The organism is Clostridium hominis, from assembly GCF_014287825.1.
GTDB lineage: Bacteria > Bacillota > Clostridia > Clostridiales > Clostridiaceae > Clostridium > Clostridium hominis.
In genome coordinates this window covers 1-18,422 of the sequence record NZ_JACOOO010000033.1, presented here as the reverse complement: position 1 = coordinate 18,422, position 18,422 = coordinate 1, and the positions used below count along the sequence as shown (strand labels likewise).

Annotated in this window: 18 protein-coding genes; 17 read left to right on the top strand and 1 reads right to left on the bottom strand. The window is 29.9% G+C overall.

The annotated features are described in order from the left end of the window. The first annotated feature begins 10 nt into the window (after nt 1-10). The 16 genes from H8S20_RS14240 to H8S20_RS14165 all read left to right on the top strand — a co-directional run bounded on the left by H8S20_RS14240 (nt 11) and on the right by H8S20_RS14165 (nt 16,886). Entirely contained in the window at nt 11-1,750 is a 1,740-nt protein-coding gene (locus tag H8S20_RS14240) for an NADH-dependent [FeFe] hydrogenase, group A6 (protein WP_186860526.1), read from the top strand. A gap of 135 nt (nt 1,751-1,885) precedes the next feature. Next, nucleotides 1,886-3,178 (top strand): PQQ-dependent sugar dehydrogenase family protein, encoded by a 1,293-nt coding sequence (locus H8S20_RS14235; RefSeq protein ID WP_186860525.1) that lies wholly within the window; start codon nt 1,886-1,888, stop codon nt 3,176-3,178. A 95-nt stretch (nt 3,179-3,273) separates the two neighbouring features. Beyond that, on the top strand, nt 3,274-3,768 hold the full coding sequence (locus tag H8S20_RS14230; RefSeq protein ID WP_032119236.1) for a hypothetical protein: 495 nt from the start codon (nt 3,274-3,276) through the stop codon (nt 3,766-3,768). A gap of 27 nt (nt 3,769-3,795) precedes the next feature. Beyond that, a complete protein-coding gene (locus H8S20_RS14225; protein ID WP_032119235.1) occupies nt 3,796-5,466 on the top strand; it encodes a B12-binding domain-containing radical SAM protein in 1,671 nt (556 codons plus the stop codon). 190 nt (nt 5,467-5,656) lie between these two features. Further along, nucleotides 5,657-5,983: an ATP synthase archaeal subunit H gene (ahaH, locus tag H8S20_RS14220; RefSeq protein ID WP_032119234.1), complete on the top strand. Its 327-nt coding sequence runs from the start codon at nt 5,657-5,659 to the stop codon at nt 5,981-5,983. Then, nucleotides 5,970-7,925: a V-type ATP synthase subunit I gene (locus tag H8S20_RS14215; RefSeq protein WP_186860524.1), complete on the top strand. Its 1,956-nt coding sequence runs from the start codon at nt 5,970-5,972 to the stop codon at nt 7,923-7,925. The genes ahaH and H8S20_RS14215 overlap by 14 nt, the downstream gene beginning before the upstream one ends. Nucleotides 7,926-7,937: 12 nt before the next feature. Then, on the top strand, nt 7,938-8,426 hold the full coding sequence (locus tag H8S20_RS14210; protein WP_032119232.1) for a V-type ATP synthase subunit K: 489 nt from the start codon (nt 7,938-7,940) through the stop codon (nt 8,424-8,426). An 18-nt stretch (nt 8,427-8,444) separates the two neighbouring features. Further along, nucleotides 8,445-9,044: a V-type ATP synthase subunit E gene (locus H8S20_RS14205; protein WP_186860523.1), complete on the top strand. Its 600-nt coding sequence runs from the start codon at nt 8,445-8,447 to the stop codon at nt 9,042-9,044. Between the two features lie 11 nt (nt 9,045-9,055). Continuing rightward, nucleotides 9,056-10,057 (top strand): V-type ATP synthase subunit C, encoded by a 1,002-nt coding sequence (locus H8S20_RS14200; RefSeq protein ID WP_032119230.1) that lies wholly within the window; start codon nt 9,056-9,058, stop codon nt 10,055-10,057. Next, the gene (locus H8S20_RS14195) at nt 10,050-10,361 is read left to right on the top strand and encodes a V-type ATP synthase subunit F (protein WP_032119519.1); all 312 of its coding nucleotides are present in this window, start codon (nt 10,050-10,052) and stop codon (nt 10,359-10,361) included. The genes H8S20_RS14200 and H8S20_RS14195 overlap by 8 nt, the downstream gene beginning before the upstream one ends. 17 nt (nt 10,362-10,378) lie before the next feature. After that, nucleotides 10,379-12,154, top strand: coding sequence for a V-type ATP synthase subunit A (locus H8S20_RS14190; RefSeq protein ID WP_032119229.1), 1,776 nt, complete (start codon nt 10,379-10,381; stop codon nt 12,152-12,154). Beyond that, nucleotides 12,147-13,526, top strand: a complete 1,380-nt coding sequence (locus tag H8S20_RS14185) for a V-type ATP synthase subunit B (protein ID WP_032119228.1) — start codon at nt 12,147-12,149, stop codon at nt 13,524-13,526. Before H8S20_RS14190 ends, H8S20_RS14185 begins: the two co-directional genes overlap by 8 nt. Nucleotides 13,527-13,529: 3 nt before the next feature. Beyond that, nucleotides 13,530-14,171 carry a V-type ATP synthase subunit D gene (locus H8S20_RS14180; RefSeq protein ID WP_032119227.1) on the top strand — a complete coding sequence of 214 codons (642 nt, stop codon included), beginning with the start codon at nt 13,530-13,532 and terminating at the stop codon, nt 14,169-14,171. 137 nt (nt 14,172-14,308) lie between these two features. Next, on the top strand, nt 14,309-15,262 hold the full coding sequence (locus H8S20_RS14175; protein WP_032119226.1) for an MraY family glycosyltransferase: 954 nt from the start codon (nt 14,309-14,311) through the stop codon (nt 15,260-15,262). A gap of 146 nt (nt 15,263-15,408) precedes the next feature. After that, complete coding sequence (locus H8S20_RS14170) at nt 15,409-16,272, top strand: homocysteine S-methyltransferase family protein (protein WP_186860522.1); 864 nt, start codon at nt 15,409-15,411, stop codon at nt 16,270-16,272. A gap of 107 nt (nt 16,273-16,379) precedes the next feature. Further along, complete coding sequence (locus H8S20_RS14165; RefSeq protein WP_032119224.1) at nt 16,380-16,886, top strand: ECF transporter S component; 507 nt, start codon at nt 16,380-16,382, stop codon at nt 16,884-16,886. A gap of 44 nt (nt 16,887-16,930) precedes the next feature. Here H8S20_RS14165 and H8S20_RS14160 read toward each other — a convergent pair whose 3' ends face one another. After that, complete coding sequence (locus H8S20_RS14160; RefSeq protein WP_186860521.1) at nt 16,931-17,080, bottom strand: hypothetical protein; 150 nt, start codon at nt 17,078-17,080, stop codon at nt 16,931-16,933. Nucleotides 17,081-17,316: 236 nt separating this feature from the next. Here H8S20_RS14160 and H8S20_RS14155 point away from each other — a divergent pair. After that, a partial coding sequence (locus tag H8S20_RS14155; RefSeq protein ID WP_186860520.1) for a helicase domain-containing protein occupies nt 17,317-18,422 on the top strand: 1,106 nt, incomplete at its 3' end.

The following is an 18,422-nucleotide window of genomic DNA, read 5'->3' as shown; positions in this document are numbered from 1 at the left end:
AGGTGTTAGTATGAATATGGTATCAGTTAATATTAATGGGAAGAATATTTTAGTAGAAGACGGCTCTATGATATTAAAGGTTGCAGAGCAAATGAATATAGAAATACCAACACTTTGTCATATGTATATGCAAGATGGTAAAAGTGAGAATTGTAAGGGTACTTGTAGAGTTTGCGTTGTAGAAGTTGAAGGTAGAAAAAATTTAGCTCCTGCATGTTCAACTCCAGTTTTTGATGGAATGGTAATAAAGACAAATACACCAAGGGCAATTCAAGCAAGAAGAAATATCGTAGGGTTATTACTTTCAAATCATCCAATGGACTGTTTAAAGTGTGAAAAAAATCTAAAATGTGAACTTCAAAAGATGGCTGCAGATTTAGGAGTATATGAAATAAAATATGAAGGTGAAAGAAATACTTATGGAAGAGATTATTCTTCACCTGCAATAGTAAAAGATATGGAGAAATGTATATTATGTAGAAGATGTGTAACGGTATGTAATGATATACAAAAAGTTCATGCATTAACACCTATAGATAGGGGATTTGATACAACTATATCTACATTCTTTTCCAAACCATTAAGTGAAACTGAATGTACCTATTGTGGGCAATGTGTCTCAGTGTGTCCAACAGGAGCTTTAAGAGAAGTTTATGACTATGATAGGGTATGGGAAGCATTAAGCGATGCAGATAAATATGTTGTTGTTAGTACGGCGCCAGCAGTAAGAGCGGCTTTAGGTGAAGAATTTGGAATAAAGCCAGGAACATCTGTAACAAAGCTTATGGTTGGAGCATTAAAGGCATTAGGATTTAAAAAGGTTTTTGATACAGACTTTGCAGCGGATTTAACTATAATGGAAGAAGCAAAAGAATTTATTGAAAGAGTAACTAAAGGTGAAAATTTGCCTATGATTACTAGTTGTTGTCCGGGATGGATAAACTTTATAGAAAAAAATTATCCAGAACATTTAAATTTACCATCAACATGTAAATCACCTCAGCAAATGTTTGGAGCTATAGCTAAAACGTATTTAGCAGAAAAGTTAGGGGTTCCAGTAGAAAAAATAGTTGTAGTATCAGTTATGCCTTGCACTGCTAAAAAATATGAAGCCTCTAGAGAAGAGATGGGAAGAGATGGGATACAAGATATTGATATAGTTATCACTACTAGAGAATTAGCTAAGATGATAAAAGAAGCTGGAATGGATCTTAGAAATATGAAGGAAGAGGATTTTGATAATCCTTTAGGAGAGTCTACAGGGGCTGGAGTTATTTTTGGTACTTCAGGAGGGGTAATGGAAGCTGCCCTAAGAACTGCATATGAATGGATAACTGGAGATGAGTTATATAGAATAGAATTTGAAAATATTAGAGGTTTAGATGGAATTAAGGAAGCTAAGATAAAGGTTGGAGATAAAAATGTTAGTATAGTTGTAGTTAATTCTTTAGGCAATGCTAAAAAAATAATGGATGACATTGATGAGGGACATAATAAGTATGACTTCATAGAAATTATGGCATGTCCTGGTGGATGTATAGACGGAGGTGGGCAACCGTTTATTAGAGCAGATATAGATATCTTAGAAAAGAGAATGGAAGTTTTATACAATGAGGATAAAGATAAGAAGCTAAGAAAATCGCACGAAAATCCTGAAATATTAAGGCTTTATGATGAGTATTTAGGTAAACCAAATAGTAAAAAAGCTCATGAGCTTTTGCATACTCATTATAAAGATAAAAGTAAATAAAAGAAAAACAAAAAAAGAAACTGTTTATTAATAGGCAGTTTCTTTTTTGTTAAGTCAAATAAATTATAGTGAAAATTAAGTAATAATTTATATAGGTAACTAAATATAAATTAATTAGAGAGGGAGTGAATTATTATGAAAAGATTTTTGAAGTTTTTAGCATTTTCTATACTAGTTGTATCAATATCTTTTGGAGTCTACGAAATAAATAATAAATATACTATAGACATAATAAATAAAAATATTGAATGGAGCATAAATCATAAAGGAATAAAAGATGCAAAAAGTTTTGAGTTTGATGAGGCTGGCAATTTATACATAGCATTTAGTGATTCTCTTAAAATTATAAAGGAAGATAACAAAGAAGAAACTTTAATAAAAAGAAAAGATTTTAATATCTACGATATGGTAATCTATAAAAATGAAATAATACTTGCAACAGGTAGAGATATAGTTAAGTATAATTATGAAAATGATGAAATAGTAGAGCTTATAAAAGATTTACCTAATTTAGGAGAAAATAAGTATACTAAATTATTAGTAAAAGATGAGAAACTTTATATAACTATAGGAACAAACACAAACTCTGGAATATTAGATAAAGATAGCACAGAATGTGATGTACCATCATTTGAATGGATTCTTACAGGTAAGAACTATGGAGCAAATAACACAGGAGCTTTTGTTGAATATGGAATACAAAACAAAAGTGGTGAAAAAATAAAAGAGGGTATAATTAGCAACGGAAGTATTATATCTTATGACTTATCTTCTGGAAAGGTAAGCACCTTTGCCACTGGGATTAGAAATGTTGAAGGAATAGATTTTAATAATAATGGGAACATAGTTGCTATTGTTGGTGGTATGGAAGATGAAGGAAGTAGGGCTGTTAAAGATGATAAAGACTATATATATGAAATAAAGGAAAATGCTTGGTATGGATGGCCAGATTATAGTGGAGGGGATCCAATTAATTCACCAAGATTTTCAGATAACGAAAATAAATTAGAGGCAGTTATAAGCAATCCTCCTACTAAAACACCTTATGGACCAACTTATCAACATTATAATTTATCTTCTTTAAAAGGATTAGCTGTAGATAGAAATGGAGATGTTTTAGGAGAAGATGTAATAGTTTTTGCTGATAATAAGGAGAATTATCTATACTCTTTAGGAAAAAATAATGTAGCTAATAAAATTGTTGATTTAGGGGATAATAGCAAAATCGAGGTTATTAAATGCTATAAGGATGGTATATATGTTTTAGATAGTAAAGTTGGATTTTTATATAAGTTAGAAAGTAAAGTTAATACTACTATATTTAATTTGCCGTTAATAATATGGGGATTTGTAGTAATATTCGTTGTAACATTAATAATAACTGAAGTAATAAAATACAATAAGAAGATAAGAAGAACTGGCAAATAATGCTGGTTCTTTTTATCTATAAAATACAGAATAAAGTAAATCCTAGCTTTAGATTTTCACTTATAGTAAAATTATTTTAAAGGGGATGAGAAATTATGGGTAAAACAATAATATTAAATTTATCTAATGTGATTTTAGAAGGAGATATTTTAGATGTTGGTGAAAGTTATGGAGTAATATATAATCTGTCTAAAGAAGCTTTTGATGAATTAGCTATAGATTATATAGAAGATGATAATAAAGAAATATTATTATCGGAAGGGTATGATACATGTACAATATTCTTTTATCTAAGCAATATATGGAGAGAAGGTGGGAAAGCTAAACTTATTGACGATGTAACTAGATTCGTTAAAAAAGGTGGAAGTGTTTATATATGGGATATTAATAAAGATATAGGAAAGGTCTTTAATAATAAAATAAGAGCTGTGTTACCATCTAAAAATGTTAAAGAGTTTGATTTTAAAAACCTAAATATAATGTCAAAGTCTAACTTAGAAGACACAAAAAAGTTGTTAGAGTCTAATTACAAGATTACAGAAGAAAAAATATGGGAAGATATTTACTTTGTAAAAGGTGAAAAACTATAACCAGTGAGAAAGAAAGGAAGAAGAAATATGAAGATTTTACTTACAGCTATAAACTCAAAGTTTATTCATAGCAATTTAGCTGTTAGATACCTAAAAGCATTTACGGATGATTTATCTTATGAGTGTTCTATAAGGGAGTTTTCTATAAATGATAGAGAAGAGAAGATATTAGAAGAGATAATTAAAGAAAAGCCTAATGTAGTAGCATTTTCAACTTATATATGGAATATAGAGATGATTACTAGACTATCTAACTTAATAAAAATGGTAGATAAGAATATAGAAATTCTTTATGGAGGACCAGAAGTATCTTATGATAGTTTTAATATATTAAAGGAGCTAAATGGAGATTATATAATCCAAGGAGAAGGGGAAAAAACATATAGAGAGTTTGTAGAGTACAAGTTAGGAGAGAAGAAATTAGAATCTATTAGAGGATTATATTTTAAAAAATGTAATGATGTAATATTTAACGGAAATAGGCCGCTTATGAATATGGATGAAATAGTATTCCCCTATAAAGAAGATGAAAACTTAGACAATAAGATAGTTTACTATGAAGCATCTAGAGGATGCCCATTTAATTGTAAATATTGTTTATCATCTACTACTCATGGAGTTAGATTCTTGGATATAGAAAGAGTAAAAAAAGAGTTGCAATTTTTTATAGACAAAAAAGTAAGATTAGTAAAATTTGTTGATAGAACTTTTAATTGTAATTTTAAATTTTCCACAGCTATATGGGAGTTTTTAATTAATAGTGATACAAAAACTCAATTCCATTTTGAAATTTCTGCGGATATATTAAAGCCACAGGAGTTAGAGATTTTAAGAAAAGCTCCAAAAGATAGGTTCCAATTTGAGGTTGGAGTTCAAACTACTAACGATGATGTATTGAGACAAATCAATAGATTTGTAAACTTTAGTGATATAAAAGAAAAAGTACTAGAGCTACTAGCTATAAAAAATATAAAACAACATTTAGATTTAATAGCAGGTCTTCCTGGAGAAGATTATAAATCTTTTAAAAAATCATTTAATGACGTATATAGTATAGGGCCAGAAGAGATTCAGTTAGGTTTCTTAAAGCTACTTAGAGGTTCTTCTATGAGGGAAGAAGCTGAACTTTATGATATGAAATATTCACCATATCCACCTTATGAGATTCTTTCTACAAAAGATATTTCATATGATGAATTATTGGTGCTTAAAAAAGTAGAACATATGGTTGATAAATATTATAATTCACAAAAATTTAATAATGTAATTAAATTCTTTATAGATAAGTTTGAAACACCTTTTGATTTTTTCTTAAGTCTAGGAGAATTTTTTGAAATGAAAGATTATTTTAATAGAAATATAGGTAATAGCGAATACTATAAAGTGTTCCTAGAGTTTAATGAAAAAGTGTTAAAAAGTGATAATTCTATTTTAAGAGATATAATTAAATATGATTATCTAACTTTTAATAAAAGAAGAGGTATGCCTGAATTTTTAGAAAGTAGGATGACTAAGGAGGAGGAAATAGAAATAAAAAATAAGCTAAGAGAATATTATTCATTTAAAGAAAACTATATTGAAAGCTTCTGCATAGATATAAAAGAATTTATAAATAATAACACAATAATTAACAAAAATACTTATTATTTATTTGGATATAATGGTGGAAGTGTTGAAATAACAGATAAAATATCGTAGTTTAGCGATAAAAAACAGAGTACAAATCGTTTACTTATTATGTAATTTGAAGAATTATAATAATTTCTTTACAAAAGATTAGTTGAATAATAAGGAAAAGAGTGTATAATTATAAATATTAAAAAGTAATTAATACTATATAAAGTATTAATATTTATATCATTAAAAGTTAATAAAAGGTGGTGATATTTTGGCGATAGAAGCAATTAAGGAAATTAAGAATGCTGAACAAAAAGCTGATGAAATGATTAATGAAGCTAAGAAAAATGCATCAGAAATGATTCAAAAAGCTAAAAGTGAAGCTGATTCTAAGTATAATGAAATTCTAAAAGAAGCAAGGGAAAAAGCTAATGAGATAATAAATCTTGCTACTGAAGAAGGAAATTCAGAAGCTAAGCCTATATTAGAAAAAGGTGCAGAAGAGGTTAATGCTATTAAAAATATAGCTAATGATGTTAAAGAAAATGCTGTAAATATAGTTGTTGAGAGGATAGTGAAGAGTTATGGCAATAGTTAAGATGAATAAATTCACTTTGCTAACTTTTAAATCGCATAAGGAAGAACTTCTTCGTAAACTACAGGAATTTTCAAAGGTTGAATTTATAAATTTACAAGATGAAAATATCTTAGAGAAAAATGAGGAGTTACAAGATCTTGCAAAGGATGAGATTAGTCCTGAGAGTGCAGAGTTAGAGGAAAATTTATCAAAAGCTAAATCCGCTCTTGAATTCTTAAATAGCTATATGCCTAAAAGGTCTGGAATTAAGGCTTTTGAAGATGATAAAGAGTATTTGACTATCGATGAGTTAGACAAAAAAGTAGAATCATCTAATTGGCTTAATATTTATACTAAGGTGAAGGAACAGGAAGAGAAGCTAACGTCTCTAGAAAATATAATAGTTAAGCTTCAAGGAGAAATAGAGGTATTAACTCCATGGCAACCACTTGATACAACCTTCAAAGCTTTAGAAGAATTAAAAAAGACATCTTACTTTTTAGGTAGTATTGCAAAACAATATGAAGAAAAGTTAATGGAAGAGTTACAAGATTCATATGTTGAGATAATATCTAGAAATTCAAATGGTACTAATATATTAGTAATAACCAATAAGGATAAGGAAGATGAAGTATTAGCTACTATTAGAGGATATGGATTTAGCCCATTTAAAACAGAACATAAGGATAGTCCGCAAAAATTAGTTATGGATTATACTGCAGAAATTGAAAAAATAAGATCTGATATCTTCTTCGTAAAGGAAGAAATAGCTTCTTTAGAGGAAGAGTATAAGATATTAAGGTTAGTATATGATTATTATTCTAACAAGTTAGGTAGAAAAACTGTATCAACAAACTTCCTAAAAACAAATAACACTATTACAATTCAAGGATGGTGTTCAATTGAGGATAATGAAACTTTAAAAAAGATATGTAATGAAGAGTTAAAAGATGATTATTATATAACTTTTGAAGATGTAAAAGAAGAAGAAATTGATGATGTTCCTATAAAGCTTAGCAATCATAAGTTAAGTAGAACATTTGAATCTGTTACAGAAATGTATAGTTATCCAAAATATAATGAAGTGGACCCAACACCATTACTTGTGCCTTTCTACCTTGTATTCTTTGGAATGATGGTAGCAGATGCTGGATATGGCCTTGTAATGCTAATAGCATCATTTTGTGCAATGAAATTTATAAAGCTTACAAAGAAAAATGAAGATTTTGCAAGATTCTTTTTCTATTTAAGTTTTCCAACTATATTTTTTGGTTTTATCTATGGATCATTCTTTGGTGATGCAGTGAAAATACCAGGACTTATAGATCCTTCAAGGGATATTAATACAATACTTGGGATGTCAATAGTCCTAGGAGTAATTCAAATATTCTTTGGACTTGGAATAAAAGCATTTGTTCTTATAAAAGCTGGTAAGAAGAGGGATGCATTCTATGATGTAGGTGCATGGCTTATAACTTTAATATCAATAGGACTATTAGCAGGAAGCATTATGCTTAAATGGCCGCCAATTATGAAATATGTAAGTATAGGTGGATTAATACTTGGTTCTGTAGTTATAGTTTTAACTGGTGGTAGAACAGAAAAAACTAAGGGAGCACAAATAGGTCAAGGACTTTATGCATTATATGGAATTACTGGTTATGTATCAGACTTAGTTTCATATACAAGACTTATGGCGTTAGGTTTAGCTGGTGGAAGTATTGCAGGAGCATTAAATATGCTTATTGCACAATTACCACAAGGAATAGTAGCAATAATAATAGGACCAATAATTTTTGTTTTAGCTCATGTATTTAATCTTTTATTAGGATTATTAGGAGCTTATGTTCATACAGCAAGATTACAATATGTAGAATACTTCTCAAAGTTCTACGAAGGTGGAGGAAAACCATTTACTCCATTTAAATCATCAGAAAAATATATTAATTTAAAGAATAATTAGGAGGAATAAAAAATGAATAATATGACATGGATACAATTTTTAATGGAAAATGGTGGAGGAATAATTTTTGCAGCATTAGGTATTGCTTTAGCTGTTGGATTATCAGGAATAGGTTCAGCAAAAGGTGTTGGATTAGTAGGGGAAGCAGCTACAGGGCTTGTAACAGAAGAGCCAGAAAAGTTTGGTAAAGCATTAGTTCTAGAATTATTACCAGGTACACAAGGTCTATATGGATTCGTTGTTGGATTTTTAGCATTTACTAAATTATCAGCAGGTATGACACTTTCTCAAGGATTATATATTTTTGGAGCTTGCCTTCCAATTGCTTTAGCAGGATATTTCTCAGCTATAGCTCAAGGTAGAGTTGCTGCTGCTGGTATTCAAATATTAGCTAAGAGACCAGAACATAACACTAAAGGTATTATATTATCAGCTATGGTTGAAACATATGCATTATTAGGATTCGTTATTTCATTTATGTTAGTTATGAAAACATTCTAGGATTGGAGATAGAAAGCTATGTCAGATGTGAAGAATATTACTTCTAAGATCCTGAAGGACGCTGAAGTAGAAAGGGATAGTATTTTAGCTGCTTCAGAGGATGAGAAGAATAAAATAATCTCTAAAAGAGTTAATGGTGCCAAAGCCTTAGAAAGTGAAATATTATCTAAGGCAGAGCAAGAAGGAAAGTCTAAAAAAGATAGAATAATTTCTTCAGCAAAATTAAAAGTAAGGAATGATAAGCTAGCTCAAAAGCAATCAGTAATAGATGGCGTTTTTGATGAAGCTTTAAATAAATTATGTACACTATCTGAAGATGAATTAAGTAACTTTATTAGAAGAAGCATTCTATCAATGGATTTAGAAGGTGATGAGAACTTAGTTTTAAACCATGAAGGGTTAAAAGTGATTGGCTTAGAATTTATGGATTCATTAAATGCTGACCTAAAGGATAAAGGACTTAAGGGTGAAATAAGACTTCTTAAAAAAGAAGGAAGTTTTAGAGGTGGATTTATATTAGAAAAAAATGGTATAGAAATTAATAACACATACGAAGCTTTAATAAGCTCATTAAGAGATGAATTAGAATTTGAAGTTGCAAAGGTGTTATTTAGTTAAGGAGGGTAACTATGGATGTAATGCAGTTTACTCAAGCTCTTTCAAGAATTTGGGTATTTGAAACTAGACTCCTTGATAGAACTAAAATTGAAAGAATGATCGAAGCACCTTCAGCAGAAGAAGCTTTAAAGATTCTTAATGAAACGGAATATTCTAATATATTAAGTAAAGCAAAAAGAGTTAATGATTACGAAAATATTTTATCTTATGAATTAAAGAGAGTTTACGAATTAATGTATGAACTTTGTCCAGTTAAAGACGTAGTAGATTTAATGAGTGTAAAATATAGATATCATAACTTAAAAGTATTACTAAAAGGAAAGTTTCTTTCAAAGGATTTATCTAATCTTTTAATAGATTTAGGGATAGAAGATTTAAAGGAATTAAAAAGTATAATTGATTTAGATAACTTTGATGATTTAAAAGGATATACTAAAAAAGCTGTTATTGAAGTTGTAAAAGATTTTGAGGAAAATAAAGATCCACAAAAAATAGATATTATTGTAGATAGATATATGTTTGATGAGATGAAAGATATAAAGAAAAAATTAGACTATAAATTTACTGATAAACTTGTCTTAGCAACAATCGATCTAACTAATATTAGAACTCTAATTAGACTTAAGAAGCAAGGGCAAGGAAGAGAATTTGCAGCAAAAGTATTAATATCTGGTGGAGCAATTGATAAAGATACTTTAATATCAATTATAAATGAAACTCCTGAAAATATAATAACTAAGTTAAGTACTACAATATACTCAGATATTATAAAAGAAGGAATAGAAAGTTTTAAGGAATCTAACTCTGCAAGTCTTTTAGAAAAGTTAAGTGATAATTATATTATGGATTTAATGAAAGGTGCTAGATTAGTTACTTTTGGACCAGATAGAATATTATCATATATCTATGCAAAGGAAACAGAGATTAAAATTATTAGAATTATTATGGTAGGTAAGCTTAATAATATTTCTCAGGAAGTAATAAGAGAAAGGCTGCGTGATAGTTATGTATAAGAAAATAGGAGTAGTTGGAGATAAGGACTCAGTTTTAGCATTTAAGGCATTAGGAATAGATGTATTTCCAGTTGTTGATGAAGATGAAGCTAGAATAGCAGTAGATAAGATGGCTATGAATGATTACGCAGTTATATTTATAACAGAACAAGTTGCAGTTACAATAGAAGAAACAATAGAGCGTTATAATAAACAAGTACTTCCTGCTGTAATATTAATTCCAAGCAATCAAGGAACTTTAAATATAGGTTCAAAGAGGATAAGTGATTCAGTGGAGAAAGCTGTAGGAGTCAATATATTATAGGAAGGCAGGTTAGAGAGTTGAAGACTGGAAAGATAATTAAAGTTTCAGGACCTTTAGTAGTTGCTGAAGGGATGGATGAAGCTAATATATATGATATGGTTAAAGTTGGAGAAAAAGGTCTTATCGGTGAAATTATTGAGATGAGAGGAGATAAGGCTTCAATCCAAGTTTATGAAGAAACAACAGGTATAGGTACAGGTGACCCAGTTGAAACTACTGGAGAACCGTTAAGCTTAGAGCTAGGGCCAGGACTTATAGAATCAATGTTTGATGGTATTCAAAGACCATTAGATGCTTTTGAGAAAGCTGCAAATTCTCCTTTCCTTGAGAAGGGAATTTCAGTTAACTCATTAAATAGAGAAAGAGTATGGGATTTTAAGCCAACAGTACAAGTTGGGGATGAAGTATCTTCAGGAGATATAATTGGTACAGTTCAAGAGACTACAGTTGTATTACACAAGATAATGGTTCCATACGGAGTTAGTGGTAAAGTTAAAGAAATAAAATCAGGTGAGTTTACAGTTGTAGATATAGTTTGTGTCTTAGAAACTGAAAAAGGTGATAAAGAACTTACTATGATGCAAAAATGGCCGGCAAGAAAAGGTAGACCTTATGAAACTAAATTAAAGCCAACAGTTCCAATGACTACAGGACAAAGAGTTATAGATACTTTCTTCCCAGTAGCTAAAGGTGGAGCGGCTGCAGTACCAGGACCTTTCGGAGCTGGGAAAACAGTAACTCAACATCAAATTGCTAAATGGGGAGATGCTGAAATAGTTGTTTATGTTGGATGTGGAGAACGTGGAAATGAGATGACAGACGTTCTTAATGAGTTCCCAGAACTTATTGACCCCAAAACTGGTGAAAGCTTAATGAAGAGAACAGTTCTTATAGCTAATACTTCAAATATGCCAGTTGCAGCTAGAGAAGCTTCTATTTATACAGGTATAACAATAGCTGAATATTTTAGAGATATGGGGTACTCTGTATCAATAATGGCAGACTCAACATCAAGATGGGCAGAAGCATTAAGAGAAATGTCTGGTAGACTTGAAGAAATGCCAGGTGATGAAGGATATCCAGCATACTTAGGATCAAGACTTGCTGAATATTATGAGAGAGCTGGTAAAGTTGTTTGTTTAGGTAAAGATGGTAGAGAAGGATCAGTAACTGCAATTGGTGCAGTATCTCCTCCAGGTGGAGACCTTTCAGAGCCAGTTACACAATCTACTTTAAGAATAGTAAAAGTATTCTGGGGATTAGATGCACAATTAGCATACAAGAGACACTTCCCTGCAATAAACTGGTTATCTTCTTATTCTTTATATGCTGATACAATAGATGCATACTTTAATAAGGAAGTTGCTGAAGATTGGTCAGAGTTAAGAATAGAAGCTATGGCACTTTTACAAGAAGAAGCTAGCCTTGATGAAATAGTTAGATTAGTAGGTATAGATGCATTATCTGAAAAAGATAGATTAAAATTAGAAGTAGCTAAATCAATAAGGGAAGACTATTTACAACAAAATAGTTTCCATGAAATTGATACTTATACTTCATTAGAAAAGCAATACAGAATGTTAAAATTAGTTCTTTTATTTAAAAAAGAAGCAGAAAGAGCCCTTGAAGCAGGTGTATACTTAAATAAGATATTAGAATTAGAAGTAAGAGATAAGATAGCGAGAGCTAAGTACATTAATGAAGATGATATAAAGAGAACAGATGAAATTGCAGAAGAGCTTAAAGATGCTATTGATGATTTGATAAGCAAAGGAGGGGTTCTAAATGCTTAGAGAATATAGAACTGTAACCGAGGTTGTAGGTCCTTTAATGGTTGTTGAAGGAGTTAGCGGTGTAAAGTTTGATGAGCTAGTAGAAGTTGAAATACAAACTGGCGAGAAGAGAAGAGGGAAGGTTCTAGAAGTAAATGGATCTAGAGCTATGGTTCAGTTATTCGAAGGTTCTACAGGAATAAACCTAAAAGGTACAAAGGTAAAATTCTTAGGAAAGCCTCTTCAACTGGGCGTATCTGAAGACATGTTAGGAAGAGTATTCGATGGTATGGGTAACCCTATAGATAAAGGACCAAAGATTATTCCAGAAGTTTATAAAGACATAAATGGAGAAGCTATAAATCCAGTATCAAGAGATTTTCCAGCTGAATTTATTCAAACTGGAATATCTGCTATAGACGGATTAAACACTCTTGTTAGAGGGCAAAAGTTACCTGTGTTCTCAGCAGCAGGGCTTCCACATGCACAATTAGCTGCTCAAATAGCAAGACAAGCGAAGGTTTTAAATTCAGATTCTAACTTTGCTGTTGTATTTGCAGCTATAGGTATAACTTTCGAAGAATCTCAATTCTTCGTAGATGAATTTAAAAAGACTGGAGCAATAGATAATGCAGTTCTATTTATGAACTTAGCATCTGATCCAGCTATCGAGAGAATAGCTACTCCAAGAATGGCATTAACAGCTGCTGAATTCCTAGCATATGAAAAAGACATGCACGTTCTTGTAATTATGACTGATATAACAAACTATGCAGAAGCTTTAAGAGAAGTATCAGCTGCAAGAAAAGAAGTACCAGGAAGAAGAGGATATCCAGGATATTTATATACTGACCTTTCTACATTATATGAAAGAGCAGGAAGAATTAGAGGTAGAAAAGGATCTATAACCCAAATTCCGATACTTACAATGCCAGAAGAAGATAAGACTCATCCAATTCCAGATTTAACTGGATATATTACAGAGGGGCAAATAATTCTTACAAAAGAGCTATATAAAAAAGGTATAATGCCTCCGATAGATGTACTTCCTTCGCTATCAAGACTTAAAGATAAAGGTATTGGTAAAGGGAAGACAAGAGAAGACCATGCTGATACAATGAACCAATTATTCTCAGCTTATGCACAAGGTAAGCAAGCAAAAGAATTATCTGCTATCTTAGGGGAATCAGCTTTATCAGATACAGACAAAAAATTTGCTAAATTTGCAGAAGCTTTCGAAGAAGAGTATGTTTCTCAAGGATTTGAAACTAATAGAACTATAGAAGAAACATTAAACTTAGGTTGGAAATTACTTAAGATTCTTCCAAAGACAGAGCTTAAGAGAATTAGAGATGAATATCTTGAAAAGTATATGTTAAGAGAGGAAGAGTAGAATATGGCAAGATTAAATGTCAATCCTACTAGAATGGAACTCACAAAGCTGAAGAAAAGACTATCTACAGCTACAAGAGGGCACAAACTTCTTAAGGATAAGCAAGATGAGCTAATGAGACAATTTATTAATCTTGTTAAATATAATAATGAACTTAGAAAGTCAGTAGAAAAAGAACTTGAGGGTTCATTTAAAGATTTCGTTATGGCAAGTGCTGTAATGAGCTCTGAATTCTTAGAGGAAGCAGTAGCTTATCCTAAGGAAAGTATATCTGTTGAAGTAGGAACTAAGAATATAATGAGTGTTAATGTTCCAGAAATGACTTTCCGTAGACAACTTCAAGATGATGAGGGAAGTATATTCCCATATGGTTTTGCAAATACTTCAAGTGAATTAGATGATGCTATAACAAAATTATATACAATATTACCTAAATTACTTGAACTTGCAGAAGTTGAAAAATCTACTCAGCTTATGGCTGATGAAATTGAAAAGACAAGAAGAAGAGTTAATGCTCTTGAGTATATGACTATACCTCAGCTTCAAGAAACTATAAAATATATAAGAATGAAGTTAGATGAAAATGAAAGAGGAGCTTTAACTAGATTAATGAAGGTTAAAGACATGATTCAATCAAGAGGATAATTAAAAGCTGTGGAAACACAGCTTTTTCTATTGTAACACTTTTGTAATTGCTAAAGATAGAAAACAATAGTATAATTCTTATATACAATAGACGATTGACAAAAGTTATAGACTAAATTAATTAAGGAGTACTATTGATGAATTATTTACTAGCGATGATTATTGCATTTTCTATAGTGTATTTTATTATACCTATACTAATGAAAATGTCATTTAAATATAATTTTACAGATAAGCCTACAAAGAGAAAAATACATAGAGGAGAGACACCGTTGTGTGGTGGTATGGCTATGTATATAGGTTTTTTTATTGCTTATTTCATTTCTTTTTGGAATCACCCATTTGATGAAAAGTATGGAATTTTTATTGGAGCAACTTTAATTGTTGGAATAGGTCTTGTTGATGATTATTATAAGAGTATAGGAAAAGAATTTGGAATTATGCCAAGACTTATAGTACAGTTATTTGCAGCTACAATAGTATTCTTTTCTGGAGTATCTTTTAACGGATTTACTAATCCATTTACAGAGGCATATGTATCGTTACCTATATTAGTTCAATATATATTAACTGTTACTTGGATATTTGGAGTTACAACTGTTATAAATTGGTCTGATGGGATGGATGGCTTAGCTGGAGGGTTATCATTTATATCTGCAATGACATTTGCAGCTACTGCAGTTGTTTTAGCTCAACCGCCATCACTAATATTTTCGCTTATAACAGCCGGATGTGTATTAGCATTTTTATTATATAATAAATATCCAGCAAAAATATTTATGGGAGATTCAGGCGCTAACTTTTTAGGGTTTATTTTAAGTATAATAGCTTTAGATGGAGCATTTAAACAAGCTACAATATTAAGTTTGTTAATACCTATATTAGCTTTAGCAGTTCCTATTTTTGATAATATTTTTGTTATATTTAAGAGGTTTTCAGAAGGAAAACCTGTTTACCAAGCAGATAGAAGTCAAATACATTATAGGTTACAAGAGAAAGGATTAACTACGACGGAAGTAGTTACTTCAATAACTTTAATAAGTTTAACCTTTAGTATAATATCAATAATAATTTTAATAATTAAGTTTTAAAGTAACTCATAGATATGTAAGGTATCTATGAGTTTTTCTGTATATTAGATCAAATATATATTTTATGGTTTACTTACTTTATTCTAGGAAGTTATTAAGCTATAAAATGGTAATATATAAATAATAAAATAAATTGGAGGCTAGGTATGAATTATCAAGTGGTTAAGAAAAATAAAGTATTACTTTTTGATGGAGCAATGGGGACGATGATAAAAAGTTATGGTCTGAATATAAATAATAGCATTGAAATTTACAATTTTACTGAGGAAGAAACAATAAAGAGAATTCATAGAGACTATATTAAAGCAGGAGCAGATATTATAACTACAAATACCTTTGGAGCAAATAAAATTAGATTTAAAAATGATAAATATGATATTGAAGAGGTAATAAGTAAGGGAATTAAAATTGCTAAAGAAGCACGAGATGGTAATGATAGAATATTAATTGCTTACGATATTGGACCTACAGGAGTTGGTGTTAAACCAGTAGGAACTCTTACTTTTGATGAAGCTTATGAAATTTTTAAAAAGCAAATTATTATTGCAGAAGAAAATGAAGTAGATTTAATTTTAATAGAAACAATACTTAATTTAGAAGAATGTAAGGCTGCAATTAAAGCTGCGAAAGATTACAGTAAATTACCAGTACTTTGTACATTTACATTAAATGTGGATGGAGAACTTTTTGATGGAAATTCTATTGAAAATGCAATAAAGGAAGTGAATAAACTAGATATAGAAGCAGTAGGAATAAATTGTTCACCAGGAGTAAAGGATATATACATAATTGTTGAAAAAATAAAAGAGTTAACAGAAAAAGAGATTATGGTACAACCTAATACTAGATGCTATATAGATAATTTAAAGGATTTTATAGAGATATCTGAAAATGAATTTTCCGAGGAAATATTAAAATGCATTAAAAAAGGAGCAAAAATTATTGGTGGATGTTGTGGCACTACACCAAGATATACAAAAAAGATAAAAGAAAAATTAAGTAAATTATAAGAAATATGACATTCATCTATTTACAATGGAGAAATATAAATATATACTAGTGTATATACATTAGTATATATAGTGTAAATGTTTTGTTTTTAGATGGGGGATTTAAAATGAATAACAGAGTCAAAAAAATAGTTTTAGCAGGTTTATTAGTAGCGCTAGCAATAATAATTCCGGTACAATTTGGATTTCTAAAGATAGTCTTAGGACCTTTTAGTGCAACATTATGTTCACATGTACCTATGTTCCTATCAATGCTTATTTCACCAGTAGTTGCTATTGTTGTTGGGATAGGATCTGGAATAGGATTTTTTATTACTGGGTTACCACCTTATATTGCAGCGAGAGCATTAATGCATGCACCAGTAGGATTTATTGGAGCTAAAATTGTTCAGAAGGAAAAAAACTTTAAGAAAGCTATGCTTATTACTGCACCATTACATGGAATACTTGAAGCGTTAATAGTAATTCCTTTTGGATTTAATTTATATGAAATGTTAGTAGTAGTAGCGTTAGGAACTATAATACATCATGCTATGGATGCTGTTATATCATTTGTGTTATGTAAAGCAATGGCTAAAGCTCAAAGAAAAGATTTATATTCAGCATTTAATTAATATATAAAATAGGCTGTACTTATTAGTACAGCCTATTTTATATATTATTTCTTATTTGATAAATTGTTTTGCACTTTTTCTAAATAATTATGTTGATTAACTATATTTTCCTCAAAGGTTTCTATGGCATGTTTTGTAAAATTCCCAACTTGAGATATAGGTATTGAGTTGTTATTTAAATTTTTGTCTGTCATTTTAACACCATCCTCTATTTTTTAGTATGTTTAATTGAAGAAAATATATTTTATGATATTATTGTTAATATAAGAAAATATACTATATGCTTATATTTTTAAGTTAAAATGTTAAAAATAATTAGTATATGGTAAATGATAACAAATTATAGTTATAATAGTTATATAGAATGGTGATGTTGAATGTATTCATAATTTGTTTCATATTGTAATTATTTGAGAGGGATAATATAAGGATGGATGATTTAAGTAAAGCAAAGCAAGTGCTGAAAGAAAAAAAAGAATTAATTTTACATGAAATAAATGAAAAGCTTAAATATGAGCAAGAAATAGAGTCAAAGCTTAAAGCTTTAACAAAAGCTGCAAAAGGAAGCTATGACCAAGAGAAAGAAAACACTGAGAAAATATATAATGTATTGAAAAAGGATATAGAAAGCTATGAGGAGGCTATAAGGACTCCCTATTTTGCTAGAGTTGATTTTAGAGAAAAATTAGGAGCTTTAGAGGAAATATATATAGGAAAACAAGGAATATCTTCTAGCAAAGATGGAGATGAGGTAGTGGTAGATTGGAGGGCTCCAGTTGCAGATCTTTATTATAGTGGGACAGGTGGAGAAGCTTATTACAAAGCACCATCAGGAGTTATAGAAGGTGAATTATATTTAAAGAGAAGATTCCTTTATAATGATGATGAGATTGAGCGAATCTTTGATGAGGGTATAAATGAGTTATTTATAGCTGAAGAAGAGGGAGTAGACCTTGTAGATGAATTTTTAAAAATAAATCTTGAGGAAAGTAAAGGTAAAAAGTTAAAGGAAGTAGTAGCTACTATCCAGAAAGAACAAAATGATATAATTAGATGGCCTAAAAATTTACCTATTATAGTCCAAGGTTCAGCAGGATCAGGTAAAACAACTATAGCATTACATAGATTGGCATATCTTTTATATAGATATAGGGAATCTATGGAAGGTAAAGATATATTAGTTTTAGCACCTAATAGAATATTTTTAGATTATATATCAGAAATTTTACCTAGCCTTGGTAGTAAAGATGTTGCCCAAACTACTTTTCAAGATTTAGTTGTTAAAGAATTAAAATTAAAAGGAAAGATAAGGTCTAAAGATGATAAGTTAAAGGATATTATTGAAACAGAAGATGAGAGTTTAAGAAAATTTATGGTTAATTCCTCTAAGGTAAAGGGAAATCTAATATTTAAAACTATAATAGATAGATATATAGCTCTTTTAGATAGTAGCTCTTTAGAAATAGAGGATATTACTATAAGTGGATATACATTGTTTTCTAAAAGAGAAATTACTAGATTATATTTAAAAGATTT

What these genes read in the sequence shown, in the direction of transcription:
- H8S20_RS14175 (WP_032119226.1), top strand. Translation starts at nt 14,309, where the DNA reads ATGAATTATTTACTAGCGATGATTATTGCATTTTCTATAGTGTATTTT.
- H8S20_RS14225 (WP_032119235.1), top strand. Translation starts at nt 3,796, where the DNA reads ATGAAGATTTTACTTACAGCTATAAACTCAAAGTTTATTCATAGCAAT.
- H8S20_RS14230 (WP_032119236.1), top strand. Translation starts at nt 3,274, where the DNA reads ATGGGTAAAACAATAATATTAAATTTATCTAATGTGATTTTAGAAGGA.
- H8S20_RS14195 (WP_032119519.1), top strand. Translation starts at nt 10,050, where the DNA reads ATGTATAAGAAAATAGGAGTAGTTGGAGATAAGGACTCAGTTTTAGCA.
- H8S20_RS14210 (WP_032119232.1), top strand. Translation starts at nt 7,938, where the DNA reads ATGAATAATATGACATGGATACAATTTTTAATGGAAAATGGTGGAGGA.
- H8S20_RS14200 (WP_032119230.1), top strand. Translation starts at nt 9,056, where the DNA reads ATGGATGTAATGCAGTTTACTCAAGCTCTTTCAAGAATTTGGGTATTT.
- H8S20_RS14170 (WP_186860522.1), top strand. Translation starts at nt 15,409, where the DNA reads ATGAATTATCAAGTGGTTAAGAAAAATAAAGTATTACTTTTTGATGGA.
- H8S20_RS14205 (WP_186860523.1), top strand. Translation starts at nt 8,445, where the DNA reads ATGTCAGATGTGAAGAATATTACTTCTAAGATCCTGAAGGACGCTGAA.
- H8S20_RS14165 (WP_032119224.1), top strand. Translation starts at nt 16,380, where the DNA reads ATGAATAACAGAGTCAAAAAAATAGTTTTAGCAGGTTTATTAGTAGCG.
- H8S20_RS14215 (WP_186860524.1), top strand. Translation starts at nt 5,970, where the DNA reads ATGGCAATAGTTAAGATGAATAAATTCACTTTGCTAACTTTTAAATCG.
- H8S20_RS14160 (WP_186860521.1), bottom strand. Translation starts at nt 17,080, where the DNA reads ATGACAGACAAAAATTTAAATAACAACTCAATACCTATATCTCAAGTT.
- H8S20_RS14180 (WP_032119227.1), top strand. Translation starts at nt 13,530, where the DNA reads ATGGCAAGATTAAATGTCAATCCTACTAGAATGGAACTCACAAAGCTG.
- H8S20_RS14240 (WP_186860526.1), top strand. Translation starts at nt 11, where the DNA reads ATGAATATGGTATCAGTTAATATTAATGGGAAGAATATTTTAGTAGAA.
- H8S20_RS14185 (WP_032119228.1), top strand. Translation starts at nt 12,147, where the DNA reads ATGCTTAGAGAATATAGAACTGTAACCGAGGTTGTAGGTCCTTTAATG.
- H8S20_RS14235 (WP_186860525.1), top strand. Translation starts at nt 1,886, where the DNA reads ATGAAAAGATTTTTGAAGTTTTTAGCATTTTCTATACTAGTTGTATCA.